The sequence below is a fragment of the Paucidesulfovibrio longus DSM 6739 genome (assembly GCF_000420485.1).
Classification (GTDB): domain Bacteria; phylum Desulfobacterota; class Desulfovibrionia; order Desulfovibrionales; family Desulfovibrionaceae; genus Paucidesulfovibrio; species Paucidesulfovibrio longus.
In genome coordinates this window covers 207,741-222,617 of the sequence record NZ_ATVA01000011.1, presented here as the reverse complement: position 1 = coordinate 222,617, position 14,877 = coordinate 207,741, and the positions used below count along the sequence as shown (strand labels likewise).

The window sequence follows — 14,877 nt, the reverse complement described above, 5'->3', positions numbered from 1 at the left end:
CCGGCTAGTTTGCCCGGCATGAATGCCGAACATCATTCCCCGCAAGGGGATTTCGCCGCGGAAAGCGGCCTGGTCTGGATCAGCGCGGGCGAACCCTCCGGCGACATGCACGCCGGGCTGCTGGCGCGCGCCCTGCTGGCCGAGGCTCCCGGCCTCAAGCTCACGGGCATGGGCGGTCCCGTCCTGGCCGAAGCGGGCTGCGAAGTGCGCCACGGCATGGAACTCGTCTCCCTGGTGGGCCTGGGCGGCATTCTCAAGGGGCTGCCCGGCATCCTCTCCCTGCTCCGGCGCATCAAGGCCGACCTGAAGCGGCTGCGGCCCCGCGCCGTGGTGCTCCTCGACTGTCCGGAATTTCATTTCCGCGTGGCCAAGATCGCGCACGGCCTGGGCATTCCGGTCTACTACTACATCAGCCCGCAGATCTGGGCCTGGCGTTCCGGCCGCGTCAAGTTCCTCAAGAAGCACGTGCGCAAGATGCTCTGCATCCTGCCCTTTGAGCAGGACTTCTACAAGGAGCGGGGCATGGAGGCCGATTACGTGGGCCACCCGCTCATGGACCAGCTGCCCCTTTCCGAGCTGGACGCAATGGCCCCGGAGGCGGGCAGCGTGGGCGTGCTGCCCGGCAGCCGCCTGCGCGAAATCCGCGGCCTGCTGCCGCTCTTCGGCCAGGCCGTGCGGCGCATCCGCGCGGAGCGGCCCGTGGAGCGGGTCCGGCTGGTGCGCGCTCCCGGCGTGGACGAAGCCCTGCTGCGCTCGCTCTGGCCAGCGGACCTGCCCTGCGAGATCGTCGCCCCGGACCAGCGCTACCAGGCCATGCGCAAGAGCCGCGTTCTGCTGGCGGCTTCCGGTACCGTGACCCTGGAGGCCGCGCTCATCGGCACGCCCGCGCTGCTCTCCTACAAGCTTTCGGCCTTCGAATTCAAATTGACCAACTGGCTCGTGAACGTGGAGTTCGCGGGATTGCCCAACCTGATCCTGAACCGCGAGGTGTTCCCGGAACTGATCCAGGAACGCGCCGAACCCGAAGGATTGGCCCGCGCCGCAGTGGAACTGATGGACGGCCCCCGGCGGGACGCCGTGCTCGCGGACCTGGCCGCCCTGCGGGGCATGGTCGGCGAACCGGGCGCGCCCCGGCGCGCCGCCGATATCATCCTCCGCGACCTGACCCGCAAGACCATGGAGACTCCCCATGCGTGACGACGTGCGCAGCTACGGCGACATCACCGGGATTTCCCCGGAGAACTACGAAAAGATCAAGGATTCGATCCCCTACCCGCAGGTGCGCTACGCGGACGGCAAGCTGCATCTGGACCACGAGGGCAAGTACATCGACGTGGAGGGATTTCTGGACGAGCTGGTGCAGCTCATGGACGAGGACGGCTGGGGAGAAGTGGATTTCCTGGACCACCTCGGCCAGGAAATGGTCCGCTACCGGCTGCGTCGGGGCGGCTGGAAGGCGGAGCGGCGCCCCTTCAGCGCCATCGGCACCGCGGAGATGCGCGGACTCTGATTCATTTCTCGGGCACGACCCGCAGCGCCTTGGGCGCGTGCTCCTCGCCTTCGATCTCGAAGCTGACGTTCTCGCCCACGTTCAGGGTCTGGAAGCCGTCGCGCTCGATCTCCTGGTAGTTCACGAACACGTCCTGTCCGTTTTCCGTGCGGATGAAGCCGAACCCTTTGATGTCGTTGAACCACGTCACCGTGCCCTTGTGTCTGGCCACGCCGTCCTCCCATTTTGAAATGCGGACGCCAGGATACCCTGGTTCGCTGCCCCGCGCAACGCCATGAGCGCGCAAAAAGACGCGCCGCGCAACGCGCGGGCAGGCATCCGGCTGCAACGCCGACATGGAAGGATGGTTGTTCAGCGCATGCGGTAGGTGATGCGGCCGCGCGTCAGGTCGTAGGGGGAGAGTTCCACCTTGACCTTGTCTCCGGGCAGGATGCGGATGTAGTGCTTTCTCATCTTGCCGGAAATGTGGCCCAGGATGTTGTGGCCGTTTTCCAGCTCAACTCGGAACATGGCGTTCGGAAGGGCCTCCTGAATGATGCCCTCCACCTCGATGGCTTCTTCTTTCGCCATACATCACCCTCGCTTACGTCGCATTGCTCTCTACCGGCAAAAAGGTGGAAACTGCTTACCCTTTTCCGGAACGTTAGGCAACACCCGGAGAGCGTTGCGGACGAAGCAACGGGCCTTTTCCGGATCTTTCGCACCGTTCGCGTCCTCCAGCCCGGTGTGCGCGTCCACCCCTGCGGGCCGCACCCTCTGCACGGCCTCGGCCACGTTCCCAGGGGTCAGCCCTCCAGCGAGAATCACGGGGCGCAGGCCCGCCCGGACCAAGGCCCGGCTCAGGCTCCAGTCGTGCGTCCGGCCCGTGGCCCCGCTGTTTCCCGTGGCGGGGTCATAGGTGTCGGTGAGAAAGGCGTCGACAAACGGGGCGTGCGCACGGGCCAGGGTCAGCGGGTCCGCGTCCTCTGTCCGGCCCATGACGATGCTCTTGAAAATGAGCAGCGAGGGATCGGCGCGGCGCAGCTCCGCGACGGATGCGGGGTCCACGGGCGCATGCAGCTGGACCGCGCGCATTCCGGAGCGGCGCAGCAGCTCCAGCACGTCCTCGGCTTTGCGCAGATAGGTGATGAGCACGCAGCAGACGTCTGCCGTGTCCGGGGCCGCCGCCAGGGAGCGGACGATCCGCAGGGCCTCGCCCGCGTCCACATCCTCCTCGACCACGCCGGGGCCGAGGGGAAAGCCGAGATGCGTGAACCCGGCCAACGCGAGCATGCGGGCCTCGTCGAGGGTCCGAACCCCGGCCGCCTGAACGCATGGTGTTACGAAAGATATACAATTCTCCATGCCTGGATTTTTCCTTTGCGGAAGTGTATGAACATGATCTGAAATGCGCATTTCGCCGGAGGGCCCCGTGGACAACGTGTGCAAACGTCCCATGGACATCGTGAAGAACATCATGTCGGTGATTGAGGAACTCAATCATCTCAAGGACGTGGACACGATCCTCGACCGCGTGCTGTTCGAGGCCCGGCACCTGACGCGGGCGGACGCCGGCTCCATATTCCTCATCCAGGACGGGCAACTGCGCTTCAGCTACGTGCACAACGATACGTTGTTCGGCAACAACGGCGTCAATAAGCACGTCTACACCGACTTCACCGTCCCCATCAACGACAAGTCCATCGTGGGCTACGCCGCGCTCACGGGCAAGACCCTGGTCATCGACGACGCCTACGAACTGGACAAGAATCTTCCATACAGCTTCAACCGCTCCTTTGACGAGGAAAGCGGATACGCCACCCGCTCGATCCTGACCATTCCCCTGAAGACCCTGCGCGGAGCCGCCGTGGGCGTTCTCCAGCTGATCAACGCGCGCGACGAGGAAGGCGTGGTCCGCCCCTTCAACGAGGACGACCTCAAGTATGCCCCGTTCTTCGCCAACCACGCTTCCGTGGCCATCGAACGCGGCATCATGACCCGCGAATTGATCCTGCGCATGATGAAGATGGCCGAAATGCGCGATCCGTCGGAAACGGGCGCCCACGTCATGCGCGTCGGCTCCTACACGGCGGAGCTGTACCACAAGATCGCCCAGAAGCTGGGACTGGAAGAGCACGAGATTCGCCGCACAAAAGACCTCATCCGCCTGGCGGCCATGCTCCACGACGTGGGCAAGGTCGGCATCCCGGACGCCATCCTGAAGAAGCCCGGTCGGCTGGACAAGGAGGAATTCGCCACGATCCAGTGGCACACGGTCTTCGGCGGCGCGCTGTTCGTGAACACGACTTCGGAACTGGACTCCCTCTGCCTGGACATCGCCCTGCACCACCACGAACGCTGGGACGGAAACGGCTATCCGGGCGTGCTGAACGACGACCTCGCGCGCGTTGAACGGCTCTGCATCCAGAATCTCGCCGGGGAGGACATTCCCCTGCCCGCCCGCATCTGCGCCCTGGCCGACGTGTACGACGCGCTCGGCTCCGTGCGCTCCTACAAGAATGCCTGGCCCGAAGAGCGCATCCTGGCGCTCGTCCGCGAAGAGCGGGGCCGCCACTTCGACCCGCAGGTCGTGGACACGTTTTTCGAGATCTACGACACCATCCAGGCCATCAAGAGCAAGTACCAGGAACGCAAATAACGGGAATCCTGATGTCCGCCGCCCCTCTCACGCCATTGCCCGTCCTGCTCTGGCTTGTCGTGTTTTGCGCCTTGCCGGCGGCCGCCTCGGCGGACTCGCTTTTCGCCACGCAGGATCCCGCCGTGCGCGACTGACCTTCATCGCCCCCCCGCACCCGGATGCGGGATGCCCGTGCCCCCGTGCGCCCGTGCGCCGTCGGAAGACGCGGGCTTCCGGTCATTCCGAGTCGATTGATCAATAATGATCAACAGTGAACAACAAGGCAATTTCTTCCGAGATCATGATCAATTCAGCGGTTCCACCTCAGGCCGATATTCAAGAATATCGCCGGGCTGGCATTCAAGGAAACGGCAGATGGCGTCCAGCGTGCCGAATCGGATGGCCTTGGCCTTTCCCGTCTTGAGGATGGAGATGTTCTGGACGGTGATGCCCACGGCCTCGGCCAGTTCCTTGGAGCTGAGCTTGCGGCGCGCGAGCATCACGTCCAGATTCACGACGATGGACATGCTTCCCCCCGATTCAGATGACGAGCGCTTCCTCGTCCTTGAGCCTGCGGCCCTCGTCCATGACCCAGGACACCAGAAGAATGACGAAGCCGATGACCAGTTCCGTGACGTTGGTATCGCTCAGTCCCACGCTGATCACGCGCTGGCCTTCGGGATTGTGCAGCGTCAGCGCCGCGCTGAGCAGGGCCTGGAAAAGCGGGTCCACGGCCTGGCGCGCAATGAGCGCGTAGCCGAGGAAGCGGATGCAGCGCACGTTGCGGACCGAGAAGATCTCGCCGGCCGCATACAGCCCGAAAAGCCGGACCAGGTTGAACAGCGCGACCATGTTCGCGCCCAGGGGCAACAGACTCGCCCCCAGGGCCAGAAGCCGCGCGTCCCAGGTCAGGGGATCGCTCATGGGAATCCCGGCGAGATTGACCCCGCCGACGCTCACCGCTCCCGCCAGATCGGCCCTGTCCACCAGGGTCCACAGCAGCGCATTCAGCAGGGGCAGCCCCACAAGGGCCGCCATGAACAGCCATTTGAACCAGACGCTGACCCGTTTGATCCTGTCCATCGCATACCTCGCTTTGTCTTCGGCATGCGGCGCAACGCGTCGTTCGCATCGCGCACCAAGGAACGCATGCCTTCGTCAAGGGCAGAGCTACGCCCGTAGTTATCGAAAGTCAATAATTTTTGAATGCAAAACAACAATCAAGAACGAAGATTCTCGCGCAGCCCGCAATACACGGCCCGCCCCTGTTCCAGATGCAGGACGTGATCGATGGCCGGGAAAAGCTCCTCGACATGGTGGGTCACATAGACGAAATGGGTTCCTGTCGCGGCAAGGCGTTCCAGCAGCCCGAGCACCTTGGGCCGGGCGCGGCGGTCCAGGCCGGAAAGAGGCTCGTCGAGCAGCAGCAGCGCAGGGCCGGACACGGCGGCGCGGGCCAGAAGAACGCGGCGCAGCTGGCCGTAGGATAGACTGCGGATGCGCCGGTCCGCCAGACGGTCCAGGCCGAAGAAGCGCAGGTACAGCTCGGCCCGCGCCTTTTGTTCCTCGTCCGGCTGCTCGTAGAGCCCGACGCTGCCGAAATAGCCCGACCAGACCGTTTCCCGGACGGGCAGATCGTAGGAGTAGCTTCCCTGGAGCAGGGGCGAGGCATAGCCGACCCTGCGGCGCACCTCGGTCAGGTCCGGCAGTTCGTCCACTCCGAACCAGCCCAGGCGTCCGCCCGGATACACGTCCTCCAGGCCGAGGAGCACCCGAAGCAGCGTGGACTTGCCCGCGCCGTTGCCGCCGAGCACGGCCCAGTTCTCGCCGGGGCGCACGGTCCAGTCCAGTCCGTCCAGGGCCTTGCGCCCCGCGAAAACCACGGAGACGTTCTCCAGCCGAAAGATGTAGGGCACGTCCAGGTCGGGCGGAGCCGGCAGCTCGGCGAGGCACTCCCCGTCCTCATGGTCGCGCCGATGCGCCGCAACCTCTTCCAGGGCTCCCGAAGCCACGACGCTCCCCTCGCGCAGGAGCAGGGCGCGGCGCACCGACGCCGGGATGTCGGCCTGGTGGTGCACGGCGCAAACCAGGGTGCACCGCCCGGCCGCACGGTTCATGAGCTGCATGATCAGCTTGCGGGCAGCCGCGTCCAGGCCGTCCAGGCACTCGTCCAGAAAGAGCACCTCCGGCCTCGTGACCAGGGCGCGGGCCAGAAGCACAGCCCGGAGTTGTCCCGTGGAAAGCCCGGAAACAGGCTGGTCGGCCAGGTCGGCGATGCCGAGGTCGTCGAGCATGGCTCTGGCCTCGGCGCGTTCCTTTTCCAGGGGCGGATTGTAGCAGAGCCAGGAATCCTGGAACGCCGAGGCAACGGCCTCCTCCACGCTGATGCGCCAGTCGGAGCAGGCGTATTTGTCGTGCAGGGCCGCGGAAACGAGGCCCATGCGTTCGCGCAGGCCGATGGGCGACACCTGCGGTCCGGCGCCGAAATCATAGACGCGCTCCCCTTCCGTGGGCGGCAGGTCGCCCCGGCACAGGGAAAGCAGCGTGGACTTGCCCGCACCGTTGCCGCCGAGCACGGCGACATGCTCGCCGCGGCGCAACGCGAAATCGACGCAGCCGAGTATGGTCTTTCCTCCCCGACGCACCGAGGCGCGCCGCAGTCGGATCAATGGATTTTCCGTGTTCATGATTGAATATTTTGCTCCTTTGCATCGCGAAGCGCAACCCCGCTTGCCTTCGCCAGCGAATCCGGGCAGGAGTGGTTCATGCGCATTCCCGTGGCCCTGGCCCGCATCCTGGAATACGAATCCACCCTGCTCGAACCGGCGGTCCGGCTGCTGCTGGACGAGATCGGCTGCGCGCCGCAGCGGGGCCAGCGCGTGCTGGTCAAGCCGAACCTCGTTTCGCGCGGCAATGCGGGACTCTCCTGCACCCACCCCCTGGTGGTCCGCGCGGTCTGCCAGCACCTGCTGGACCTGGGCGCGACCGTCACGGTGGCCGACTCCCCTGCCTTCGGCACGGCGGGCCAGGTGGCCCGCGCCAGCGGACTCGCGCAGGCGCTGCGCCCCTTGGGGCTGCGCGTCCGGAGCTTGGGCCGCCCAGAGCCGCTGCGGCTTTCCTTCGGAGCGGAAATCGGCCTCTCGCGCACGGCCCGCGACGCCGAAATGATCGTGAACCTGCCGAGACTCAAGGCCCACTGCCAGATGCGCCTGACCTGCGCGGTCAAGAACCTCTTCGGCTGCGTCACGGGCTGGCGAAAGGCCGTGGCCCATGCCCGGCACGGCGACCAGGGCAACCGATTCCCGGCATTGATCCTGGACGTTGCCGAGGCCCTGCCGCCCACGTTCACGCTGCTGGACGCCATCCGGCCCATGCACCGCTCCGGCCCGGTCAAGGGCGTGGCCTTCGAACTGGGGCTTCTCGCCGCCTGCGCCGATCCCATTGCCCTGGATACGGCGGTCTACGGCCTGCTTGGGCTCTCCCCGGAAAAGGTGCCCCTCTGGGCCGAGGCGCGAAGACGGGGCCGGGCCGGAGCCGACCCGAAACGGCTCGCCTATCCCCTCGAATCCCCCGCCGCCTTCGACGCTTCGGGTTTCGAGATTCCCCGGACGCTCGACCCGGAAACATTCCACCCGCTCCGAGTGGCAAAAGGCAGGCTGCGCAGCCTGCTGCACCGCCTCGGCCTGCGCGGCTGACCGCGCCTTCCTTCCCTCCCGCATTTCCCGCGCTTCCCAGCCTTCCACAAGCCTTCCCAGCCGTCCGCGCTTCCCACTCTTTCCGCTCTTTCCGCGCCTTCCTCCCCTCCTGCGCCTTCCCGCTTTTCCGGCATTTCCGGCGCTTCCCAGCCTCCCGCGCCTTCCTGCCCTTTCCGTAGCTGCACCGGCAATCCGATATTTTCCCGGCCAGAACGCTTGACAATCCATCTCGCGTTTGTGAAAGTGAATTCACATTCACAAGGAGCAAAGAACGTGCAGGACACCGCAAATCAACGCATGGACACCGACAGCCGTCAGGAGCAGATCGCGCGGGCCGCGCTGAAACTGGCCGAAAACGGGCTGCGCGCCGTGACGGTCACGGCCGTGGCCGAGGCCGTGGGCCTGGTTCCCTCGGCGCTGTATCGGCACTTCAAGAGCAGGAGCGACATCCTTCGCGCCGCCTTCGGCCTGCTGCGGACCATGCTGCTCTCCAACCTGGAGGCGTCTTCCACGGAACCCGACGCCCTGCTGGGGCTGGAGCGGTTCTGGAAACGGCACCTGGCCCTGATCCAAAGCAACGGGGCCGTGCCGCGCATCATCTTCTCGGAGGACATCGCAGGCCAGGGAAGCCCCTTCCGCGAAATGCTCATCAAGGGGCAGGATGCCATGATCGCGGGCATCGCCGGGATCATGGCCCAGGGACAGCGCGCCGGACGCATCCGGGACGACGTGGACCCCAAGGATCTGGCCGTGCTCTTTCTCGGACAAATCCTGCTGCCCGCGCACATGTTCTTTCTCCGCCGGGGCGAATTCGACCTGGAAGCCCAGGTGGGAAGGAACTGGAACATATTCCGTGAAATGCTCGCCCCGCGCGACATCCCCGTGGAGGAATCCCCGTGCGAAAGCGTTCAATCCATCGCCTGACCCGGCGCAGAGCCGGATCCTTTTCCGCTGGCATGGCCCTCGCCCTGCTGCTCGCCGCGCTTCTGGCGGGGTGTGACGACGCCGCCACGCTCCAGGGCTATGTGGAAGGGGATTACGTGGACGTGGCCTCGCCCCTGGCGGGCAGGCTGGAATCCCTGGACGTGCGCCGGGGCGGCGAGGTCCGCGCGGGCGAACCGCTCTTCCGGCTGGAGGACGCCTACGAGCGCGCCGCCGTGGACGAGGCCGAACAGAACGTCCTGCGGGCGGAAAATTCCCTGGCCGACAAGACCAAGGGACAGCGCCCCTCGGAACTGGCCGCCATCCAGGCGCAGCTCCGCGAGGCGGACTCCAGCCTGAGCTACGCCCGCAAGGACTACGAACGCAAGAAGCGGCTCTTTGAGGAGCGGACCATCTCCGCCCAGGAACTGGACCTCGCCCGGACCGAGTATGAAACGGCGCGGCAGGCCAGCAACCGCATCCAGGCCGAACTGAACACGGCCCGGCTGGGCGGCCGCAGCGACGAGGTGGCCGCGGCCCAGGCCGAGCTGGACGCGGCCCGCGCCAAGTTGGAGCAGGCCCGCTGGAACCTGGACCAGAAGACCCAGAGCGCGCCAGTTTCCGGGCTCGTCTTCGACACCTACTACGACCGGGGCGAATGGGTCGCGGCGGGGCGTCCCGTGGTTTCGCTCTTGCCGCCCGAAAACATCAAGGTCATTTTTTTCGTTCCCGAAACCCTCGCCGGGACGCTCCGACCCGGCATGAAGGCCGAAATCGGCTTTGACGGCGCTCCCGCGCCCGTTGCCGTGACCATCAGCTACGTCTCGCCGGAAGCGGAATACACCCCTCCGGTGATCTATTCGAGCCAGAACCGCGCCAAGCTGGTCTTCCGGGTGGAGGCCCGCCCCGCGCCGGGACACGAAACCGAGCTTCGGCCGGGGCAGCCCGTGGACGTGGCCCTGGCCGCCGGACAGACCGGAACCGCAAAGGCCGCGCAATGACGAACGCCCGCGAAGTGGTCATCGACGTGCACGGCCTGACCAAGATCTTCGGCAAGCGCACCGTGGTCAACGGCCTGGACATGCAGGTCCGCAAAGGGGAAATCTTCGGCTTTCTCGGCCCCAACGGTTCGGGAAAGACCACCTTCATCCGCATGCTTTGCGGACTGCTGCGGCCCGACGCGGGCGAAGGCTCCTGCCTCGGCCTCGACATCCGCACCCAGGCCGCCGAGATCAAGCCGCAGGTGGGCTACATGGCCCAGCGCTTCAGCCTGTATGAAGACCTGACCGTGCGCGAAAACCTCGAATTCATGGCCCGCGTCTACGGACTGGAGAACGTGCGCGCCGAGGTGGACCACACCATCGAGCGCATGGGCCTGGAGCGCTATACGGAAAACCTCGCGGGTTCGCTTTCCGGCGGCTGGAAGCAGCGCCTCGCCCTGGGGGCCTGCACCCAGCACCGTCCGCTGCTGCTGCTCCTGGACGAGCCCACCGCGGGCGTGGACCCCGGCGCGCGCCGCGATTTCTGGGACGAGGTCCACAATCTCGCGGGCCAAGGACTGACCGCGCTGATCTCCACGCACTACATGGACGAGGCCGAACGCTGCCACCGGCTGGCCTACATCGCCTACGGCAACCTCCTGGCGCAAGGCTCCACCGAGGAGCTCGTCCGCGATTCCGGCCTGATCACCTGGGCGGTGCGGGCCGAAGCGGGCGATTCCGAAGCCGTGTTCGAACTTTCGCGCGAGCTGGGCGAGGAGCCCGGCGTGAACCAGGTCGTGCCCGTGGGCGTGACGCTGAACGTCTGCGGCCGCGACGACGCCCGCCTGGAGGAGCTTTCCCGGAAGTATGCCGACGGGTTTCGCTGGAGCCGCGCCGAAACCAGCCTGGAAATGGTCTTCATCGATCTGATGCGCAATGCCGAGGTGAATTGAAATGGCCGCTTTCAAGCGTTTTTCCTGGTCCCGCTTCAAGGCCGTGGTCCGCAAGGAGTTCGTGCAGATGCGCCGCGACCGCCTGACCTTCGCCATGATGATCGGCATCCCCCTGATGCAGCTGGTGCTCTTCGGCTACGCCATCAACTCGGACCCGCGCCACCTGCCCACGGCCGTGCTCTCGGCGGACAACTCGCCCTATGCCCGCTCCATCGTGGCGGCCATGCGCAACAGCGACTATTTCGAGGTGCGCGTGCTGCCGGACTCCCGCGCCGAAATCCTCAGGCTCCTGGACCTGGGCGAGGTGCAGTTCGCCGTGACCATCCCGGAGAACTTCGGACGCGACCTCGTGCGCGGCGACCGGCCCGCCCTGTTCGTGGAAGCGGACGCCACGGACCCCGTGGCCACGGGCGGCGCGCTGAAGAATCTCCCCGCCATCGTGGACCACGCCCTGGCCCCGCTCCTGCGCGGCCCCCTGGCCACGCTCGCGGCGGGTCCGTCCCCGGTGGAAATCCTCACCCACGCGGAATACAACCCGGAGGCCGAAAGCCAGTACAACATCGTGCCGGGCCTCATGGGCGTGATCCTGACCATGACCCTGACCATGATCACCTCCCTGGCCATCACCCGCGAACGCGAGCGCGGCACCATGGAAAACCTGCTGACCACTCCGGTGCGCCCGCTGGAAGTGACCCTCGGCAAGATCCTGCCCTACGTCATGGTCGGCTACATCCAGGTGCTCCTGATCCTCACGGCGGCAAAGGTGCTCTTCGGCGTGCCCATGCACGGCTCCCTGGCGCTCCTGCTCCTGCTGACACTGATCTTCATCGGCGCGAACCTCAGCGTGGGCGTGACCATCTCCACCATCGCCCGGAACCAGCTCCAGGCCGTGCAGATGTCCATCTTCTTCTTCCTCCCCTCGCTGCTGCTCTCCGGGTTCATGTTCCCGTTCCGGGGCATGCCCGAATGGGCGCAGTACGTAGGCTCGGTCCTGCCCCTGACGCACTACCTCCGGCTCGCGCGGGGCATCCTGCTCAAGGGCAACGGCATCGGCGAGTCCATGCCCCATGCCTGGCCCATCCTGCTTTTCTGGACCGTGATCGTCATCGTGGGCCTGAAGCGGTATCGCCAGACGCTGGATTGATCGCCGGGTCACTTGCCGGACGAATCGCAGAATGCGACGTCGGCTGGGGCGCCGGATGATGCCGCTGGCTGGGGCGCCGGATAGAGCGCCGGATAGGGCGGCCATCTGATCCGGGAAGCCGCCAATCCGCCAGAGGGACTTCCCTTTTTGCGCCCGCGCGGCTATGACCTTGCCCATGCCGAACCAAACCATCCGCCGCCGCTATGTGGTCAACGGCCAGGTCCAGGGCGTGGGCTTCCGGCCTTTCGTCTACCGCACCGCCCTGAAGCACGCCCTGACCGGATCGGTCCGCAACACCTCCGAGGGCGTGGTCATCGAGGTGCAGGGCCCTGCCCCCCAGGCGGACGGTTTCGGCGACGACCTCGTGCACACCCTGCCGCCGCTCGCGCGCATCGTGGACCTGCGGGTGGACGAGATGCCCCCGGCTGCGGACGAAGCCGCCTTTGAAATCAAGAAAAGCAGCGCGGGCAAGGGGCACAACGTGCTCATCAGCCCGGACATCGCCACCTGCGAGGACTGCCTCGCGGAAATGCGCGACCCTGCGGACCGCCGCTTCCGCTACCCCTTCACCAACTGCACCAATTGCGGCCCGCGCTGGACCATCACCCGCTCCATTCCCTACGACCGGCCCGTGACTTCCATGGGCTGCTTTCCCATGTGCCCGGAATGCGGCGCGGAATACGAAAATCCCCTGGACCGGCGCTTTCACGCCCAGCCCAATGCCTGCCCGGTCTGCGGCCCGCAGGTCTGGCTCGCGGACGCAGGCGGCAAGCCGCTTGCCGAAGGCCCTGCGGCCCTGGAAAGACTCGCGGCCCTGCTGGCCCAGGGGAAGCTGGCCGCGATCAAGGGACTGGGGGGCTTCCACCTCGCCTGCGACGCGACCTCGGACGCCGCCGTGGCCGAGCTGCGCGCACGCAAGAACCGGCCGCACAAGCCCCTGGCCGTGATGGTCCCGAACCTGGAAACGGCCCGGATCATCGCGGAAACGGACCGGGCCGGGGCCGAACTGCTCCAGTGCCGCGAGCGCCCCATCACGCTGCTGCGCCGCCGGGACGGCAGCCCCCTGGCCGAGGACATTTCCCCGGACACGCCGTTCGTCGGCCTGATGCTGCCCTACACGCCGCTGCACCACGTGCTGCTCGAACTTTTCGCGGAGCAGGGCCGCCTGCCCGCCCTGGTCATGACCTCCGGCAACCTCAGCTCCGAGCCCATCTGCCTGGGCAACCGCGAGGCCCTGTCCCGCCTTTCCGGCATGGCCGACGTCTTCCTGCTGCACAACCGGGACATCCTCATCCGCACGGACGACTCCGTGGTCCGCCCCGCGCCGGAGAACGGCGGCCCCGCCACCGGAATGGACGCCCTCTTCATGCGCCGCGCCCGCGGCTACACCCCGGCGCCCGTGTTTCTGCCGCCCGCGCCCCAAGGCCGGAAAGCGCCCTGCGTGCTCGGCACCGGGCCGGAACTCAAGGCCACGCTCTGCCTGACCAAGGGCGACCAGGCCTTCCCCTCGCAGCACATCGGGGACATGGAAAACCTCGCCACCCTCGGCTTCTACAAGGAAATCCAGGCGCACCTGCGGGACGTGCTCCAGGTCGAGCCGGATCTGATCGTGCGCGACCTGCACCCGGACTACATGACCAGCCAGGTTGCCGGGGAACTGGCCGCGTCCATCGGCCTCGCACGCGGGGGCGAGCCCCTGCCCGTGCTCCCGCTCCAGCACCACTACGCCCACATCCACGCCGTGCTGGCCGAGCACCGCCACGAAGGCCCCGCCATCGGCCTGGCCCTGGACGGCACCGGGTACGGCGAGGACGGAACCATCTGGGGCGGCGAATGCCTGTTCGTGGATTCCGCCACGCTGGAACACAGACGTCTGGCCCATTTTTCCACCTGCGCCCTGCCCGGAGGCGAGGCGGCCGTGCGCGAGCCCTGGCGCATCGCCCAGGCCATGCTCTGGCAGCTGGGCGAGCGCGCGCCCGACCCCGAGCGCTGGTCCTGGGCGAAGGAGCACGAGCAAGCCTGCCGCTTCCTGCCCCAGATGCTCGAGCGCGGCCTGAACTGCCCGGCCACGTCCAGCTGCGGGCGGCTCTTCGACGCGGTGGCCGCCCTGCTCGGCCTGATGCACGTGATCAGCTACGAGGGACAGGCCGCCATCGTGCTGGAGGCAAGCCAGGACATGGACGCGCAGGGGGACTACCCCTGCCCGCTTCGGCCCGCGCCGGAAGAAGGCGCGCCCGCCCTGCTGGACACGCTCGCCCTGTTCGCGGCCTGCAAGGCCGACCTGGACGCGGGCGTCGCGCCGGGAACCATCGCCCGCCGCTTCCACCGGGGACTCGTGACCGGGCTGGCGGATATGGCCGCGCACTTCGCCGCCGCCCTCGGCGTGGAACACGCGGCCCTCTCCGGCGGGGTGATGCAGAACCTGACCCTGGCCGCGGAGCTGCCCGCCGCCCTGCGCGCCCGCGGCCTGACCCCGCTCGTGCACCGCCTCGTGCCGCCGGGCGACGCCTGCATCTCGCTCGGCCAGGCCGCCTGGGGACGGCGGCGTCTGCTGCTCTCCAAGGCTTGACAATTCATCCGGTTGCAGTACGTGAAACCACATACACCGCACTCCATCACAACCGGGAGGCCGCCCTTGTCCAGCAAACTCGAACGCCGCAGCATGATGATGGCGGACATGATCCGCAAGCTCCATCGAAACACCCTCTCCGGCAAGCTTTCCTGGACCTCCGGGCCGGACCGCTGCGACGTGCGCGCGTCCCTGGCCGGATACGTCATCAAGCTGCGCTGCCAGGAAGCCCCGCCCCTGCCGGAAGGCGCGCAGGGACTTCCCGAACCCCAGGCCACCTACCATCTGATCATCTGCTCGGCGGACGGCAAGGACATGATCGACAAGGCCGTGATTTCCGGCGTCTCCCCCCTGGCCCGGCAGAAGGATCTCATCGCCGAGCTCTACGAACAGGCCTTCGAGCAGGCCACGGGCGTGGAAAAGGCGCTGGCCGCCATTCTGGACGAACTGGGCTGACGCCCGAACAGGATGGAAGCGAAAACGCCCGG

The 14,877-nt window shown here is 66.8% G+C and carries 17 protein-coding genes; 11 read left to right on the top strand and 6 right to left on the bottom strand.

The genetic code is table 11. The features are described from left to right. The first annotated feature begins 18 nt into the window (after positions 1-18). Together lpxB and G452_RS17770 are read left to right on the top strand one after the other, a co-directional pair. Positions 19-1,197 carry a lipid-A-disaccharide synthase gene (gene lpxB, locus G452_RS0102750; RefSeq protein ID WP_022660731.1) on the top strand — a complete coding sequence of 393 codons (1,179 nt, stop codon included), beginning with the start codon at positions 19-21 and terminating at the stop codon, positions 1,195-1,197. Continuing rightward, a complete protein-coding gene (locus G452_RS17770; protein WP_022660730.1) occupies positions 1,190-1,510 on the top strand; it encodes a hypothetical protein in 321 nt (106 codons plus the stop codon). Before lpxB ends, G452_RS17770 begins: the two co-directional genes overlap by 8 nt. Before the next feature lies 1 nt (position 1,511). On the opposite strand, the gene G452_RS21800 is transcribed toward G452_RS17770, so the two are convergent. The 3 genes from G452_RS21800 to G452_RS17765 form a co-directional block, all read right to left on the bottom strand. Continuing rightward, complete coding sequence (locus tag G452_RS21800) at positions 1,512-1,721, bottom strand: cold-shock protein (protein WP_022660729.1); 210 nt, start codon at positions 1,719-1,721, stop codon at positions 1,512-1,514. A 140-nt stretch (positions 1,722-1,861) separates the two neighbouring features. Then, positions 1,862-2,080 (bottom strand): translation initiation factor IF-1, encoded by a 219-nt coding sequence (infA, locus tag G452_RS0102735; protein ID WP_022660728.1) that lies wholly within the window; start codon positions 2,078-2,080, stop codon positions 1,862-1,864. Between the two features lie 30 nt (positions 2,081-2,110). After that, positions 2,111-2,782, bottom strand: coding sequence for a phosphoribosylanthranilate isomerase (locus G452_RS17765; RefSeq protein ID WP_051141968.1), 672 nt, complete (start codon positions 2,780-2,782; stop codon positions 2,111-2,113). A 139-nt stretch (positions 2,783-2,921) separates the two neighbouring features. On the opposite strand from G452_RS17765, the gene G452_RS0102725 reads away from it, so the two are divergent. Continuing rightward, entirely contained in the window at positions 2,922-4,148 is a 1,227-nt protein-coding gene (locus G452_RS0102725) for an HD domain-containing phosphohydrolase (protein ID WP_235619581.1), read from the top strand. Between the two features lie 11 nt (positions 4,149-4,159). After that, entirely contained in the window at positions 4,160-4,282 is a 123-nt protein-coding gene (locus tag G452_RS21895; protein WP_022660725.1) for a hypothetical protein, read from the top strand. Between the two features lie 150 nt (positions 4,283-4,432). Here the strand turns inward: G452_RS21895 and G452_RS0102715 are convergent, their stop codons facing one another. From G452_RS0102715 to G452_RS0102705, 3 genes are all read right to left on the bottom strand, one after another. Further along, a complete protein-coding gene (locus G452_RS0102715) occupies positions 4,433-4,654 on the bottom strand; it encodes a helix-turn-helix domain-containing protein (RefSeq protein WP_022660724.1) in 222 nt (73 codons plus the stop codon). A gap of 13 nt (positions 4,655-4,667) precedes the next feature. Continuing rightward, positions 4,668-5,210: a DUF2975 domain-containing protein gene (locus G452_RS17760; RefSeq protein ID WP_022660723.1), complete on the bottom strand. Its 543-nt coding sequence runs from the start codon at positions 5,208-5,210 to the stop codon at positions 4,668-4,670. 137 nt (positions 5,211-5,347) lie between these two features. Continuing rightward, on the bottom strand, positions 5,348-6,814 hold the full coding sequence (locus G452_RS0102705; protein WP_022660722.1) for an ABC transporter ATP-binding protein: 1,467 nt from the start codon (positions 6,812-6,814) through the stop codon (positions 5,348-5,350). 78 nt (positions 6,815-6,892) lie between these two features. Between G452_RS0102705 and G452_RS0102700 the strand changes: the two genes are divergently transcribed. The 7 genes from G452_RS0102700 (at position 6,893) to G452_RS0102670 (ending at position 14,845) form a co-directional block, all read left to right on the top strand. After that, positions 6,893-7,822, top strand: a complete 930-nt coding sequence (locus G452_RS0102700; protein WP_022660721.1) for a DUF362 domain-containing protein — start codon at positions 6,893-6,895, stop codon at positions 7,820-7,822. Between the two features lie 273 nt (positions 7,823-8,095). Beyond that, positions 8,096-8,746, top strand: coding sequence for a TetR/AcrR family transcriptional regulator (locus tag G452_RS0102695; RefSeq protein ID WP_155887511.1), 651 nt, complete (start codon positions 8,096-8,098; stop codon positions 8,744-8,746). Then, positions 8,719-9,744, top strand: a complete 1,026-nt coding sequence (locus tag G452_RS17755; RefSeq protein ID WP_235619580.1) for an HlyD family secretion protein — start codon at positions 8,719-8,721, stop codon at positions 9,742-9,744. The genes G452_RS0102695 and G452_RS17755 overlap by 28 nt, the downstream gene beginning before the upstream one ends. Beyond that, positions 9,741-10,676: an ABC transporter ATP-binding protein gene (locus G452_RS0102685; RefSeq protein WP_022660718.1), complete on the top strand. Its 936-nt coding sequence runs from the start codon at positions 9,741-9,743 to the stop codon at positions 10,674-10,676. Before G452_RS17755 ends, G452_RS0102685 begins: the two co-directional genes overlap by 4 nt. Before the next feature lies 1 nt (position 10,677). Further along, positions 10,678-11,820, top strand: a complete 1,143-nt coding sequence (locus G452_RS0102680; RefSeq protein ID WP_022660717.1) for an ABC transporter permease — start codon at positions 10,678-10,680, stop codon at positions 11,818-11,820. Between the two features lie 175 nt (positions 11,821-11,995). Beyond that, the gene (gene hypF / locus G452_RS0102675) at positions 11,996-14,389 is read left to right on the top strand and encodes a carbamoyltransferase HypF (protein ID WP_027188963.1); all 2,394 of its coding nucleotides are present in this window, start codon (positions 11,996-11,998) and stop codon (positions 14,387-14,389) included. 66 nt (positions 14,390-14,455) lie between these two features. Continuing rightward, the gene (locus G452_RS0102670) at positions 14,456-14,845 is read left to right on the top strand and encodes a hypothetical protein (protein WP_022660715.1); all 390 of its coding nucleotides are present in this window, start codon (positions 14,456-14,458) and stop codon (positions 14,843-14,845) included. Positions 14,846-14,877: the final 32 nt, after the last annotated feature.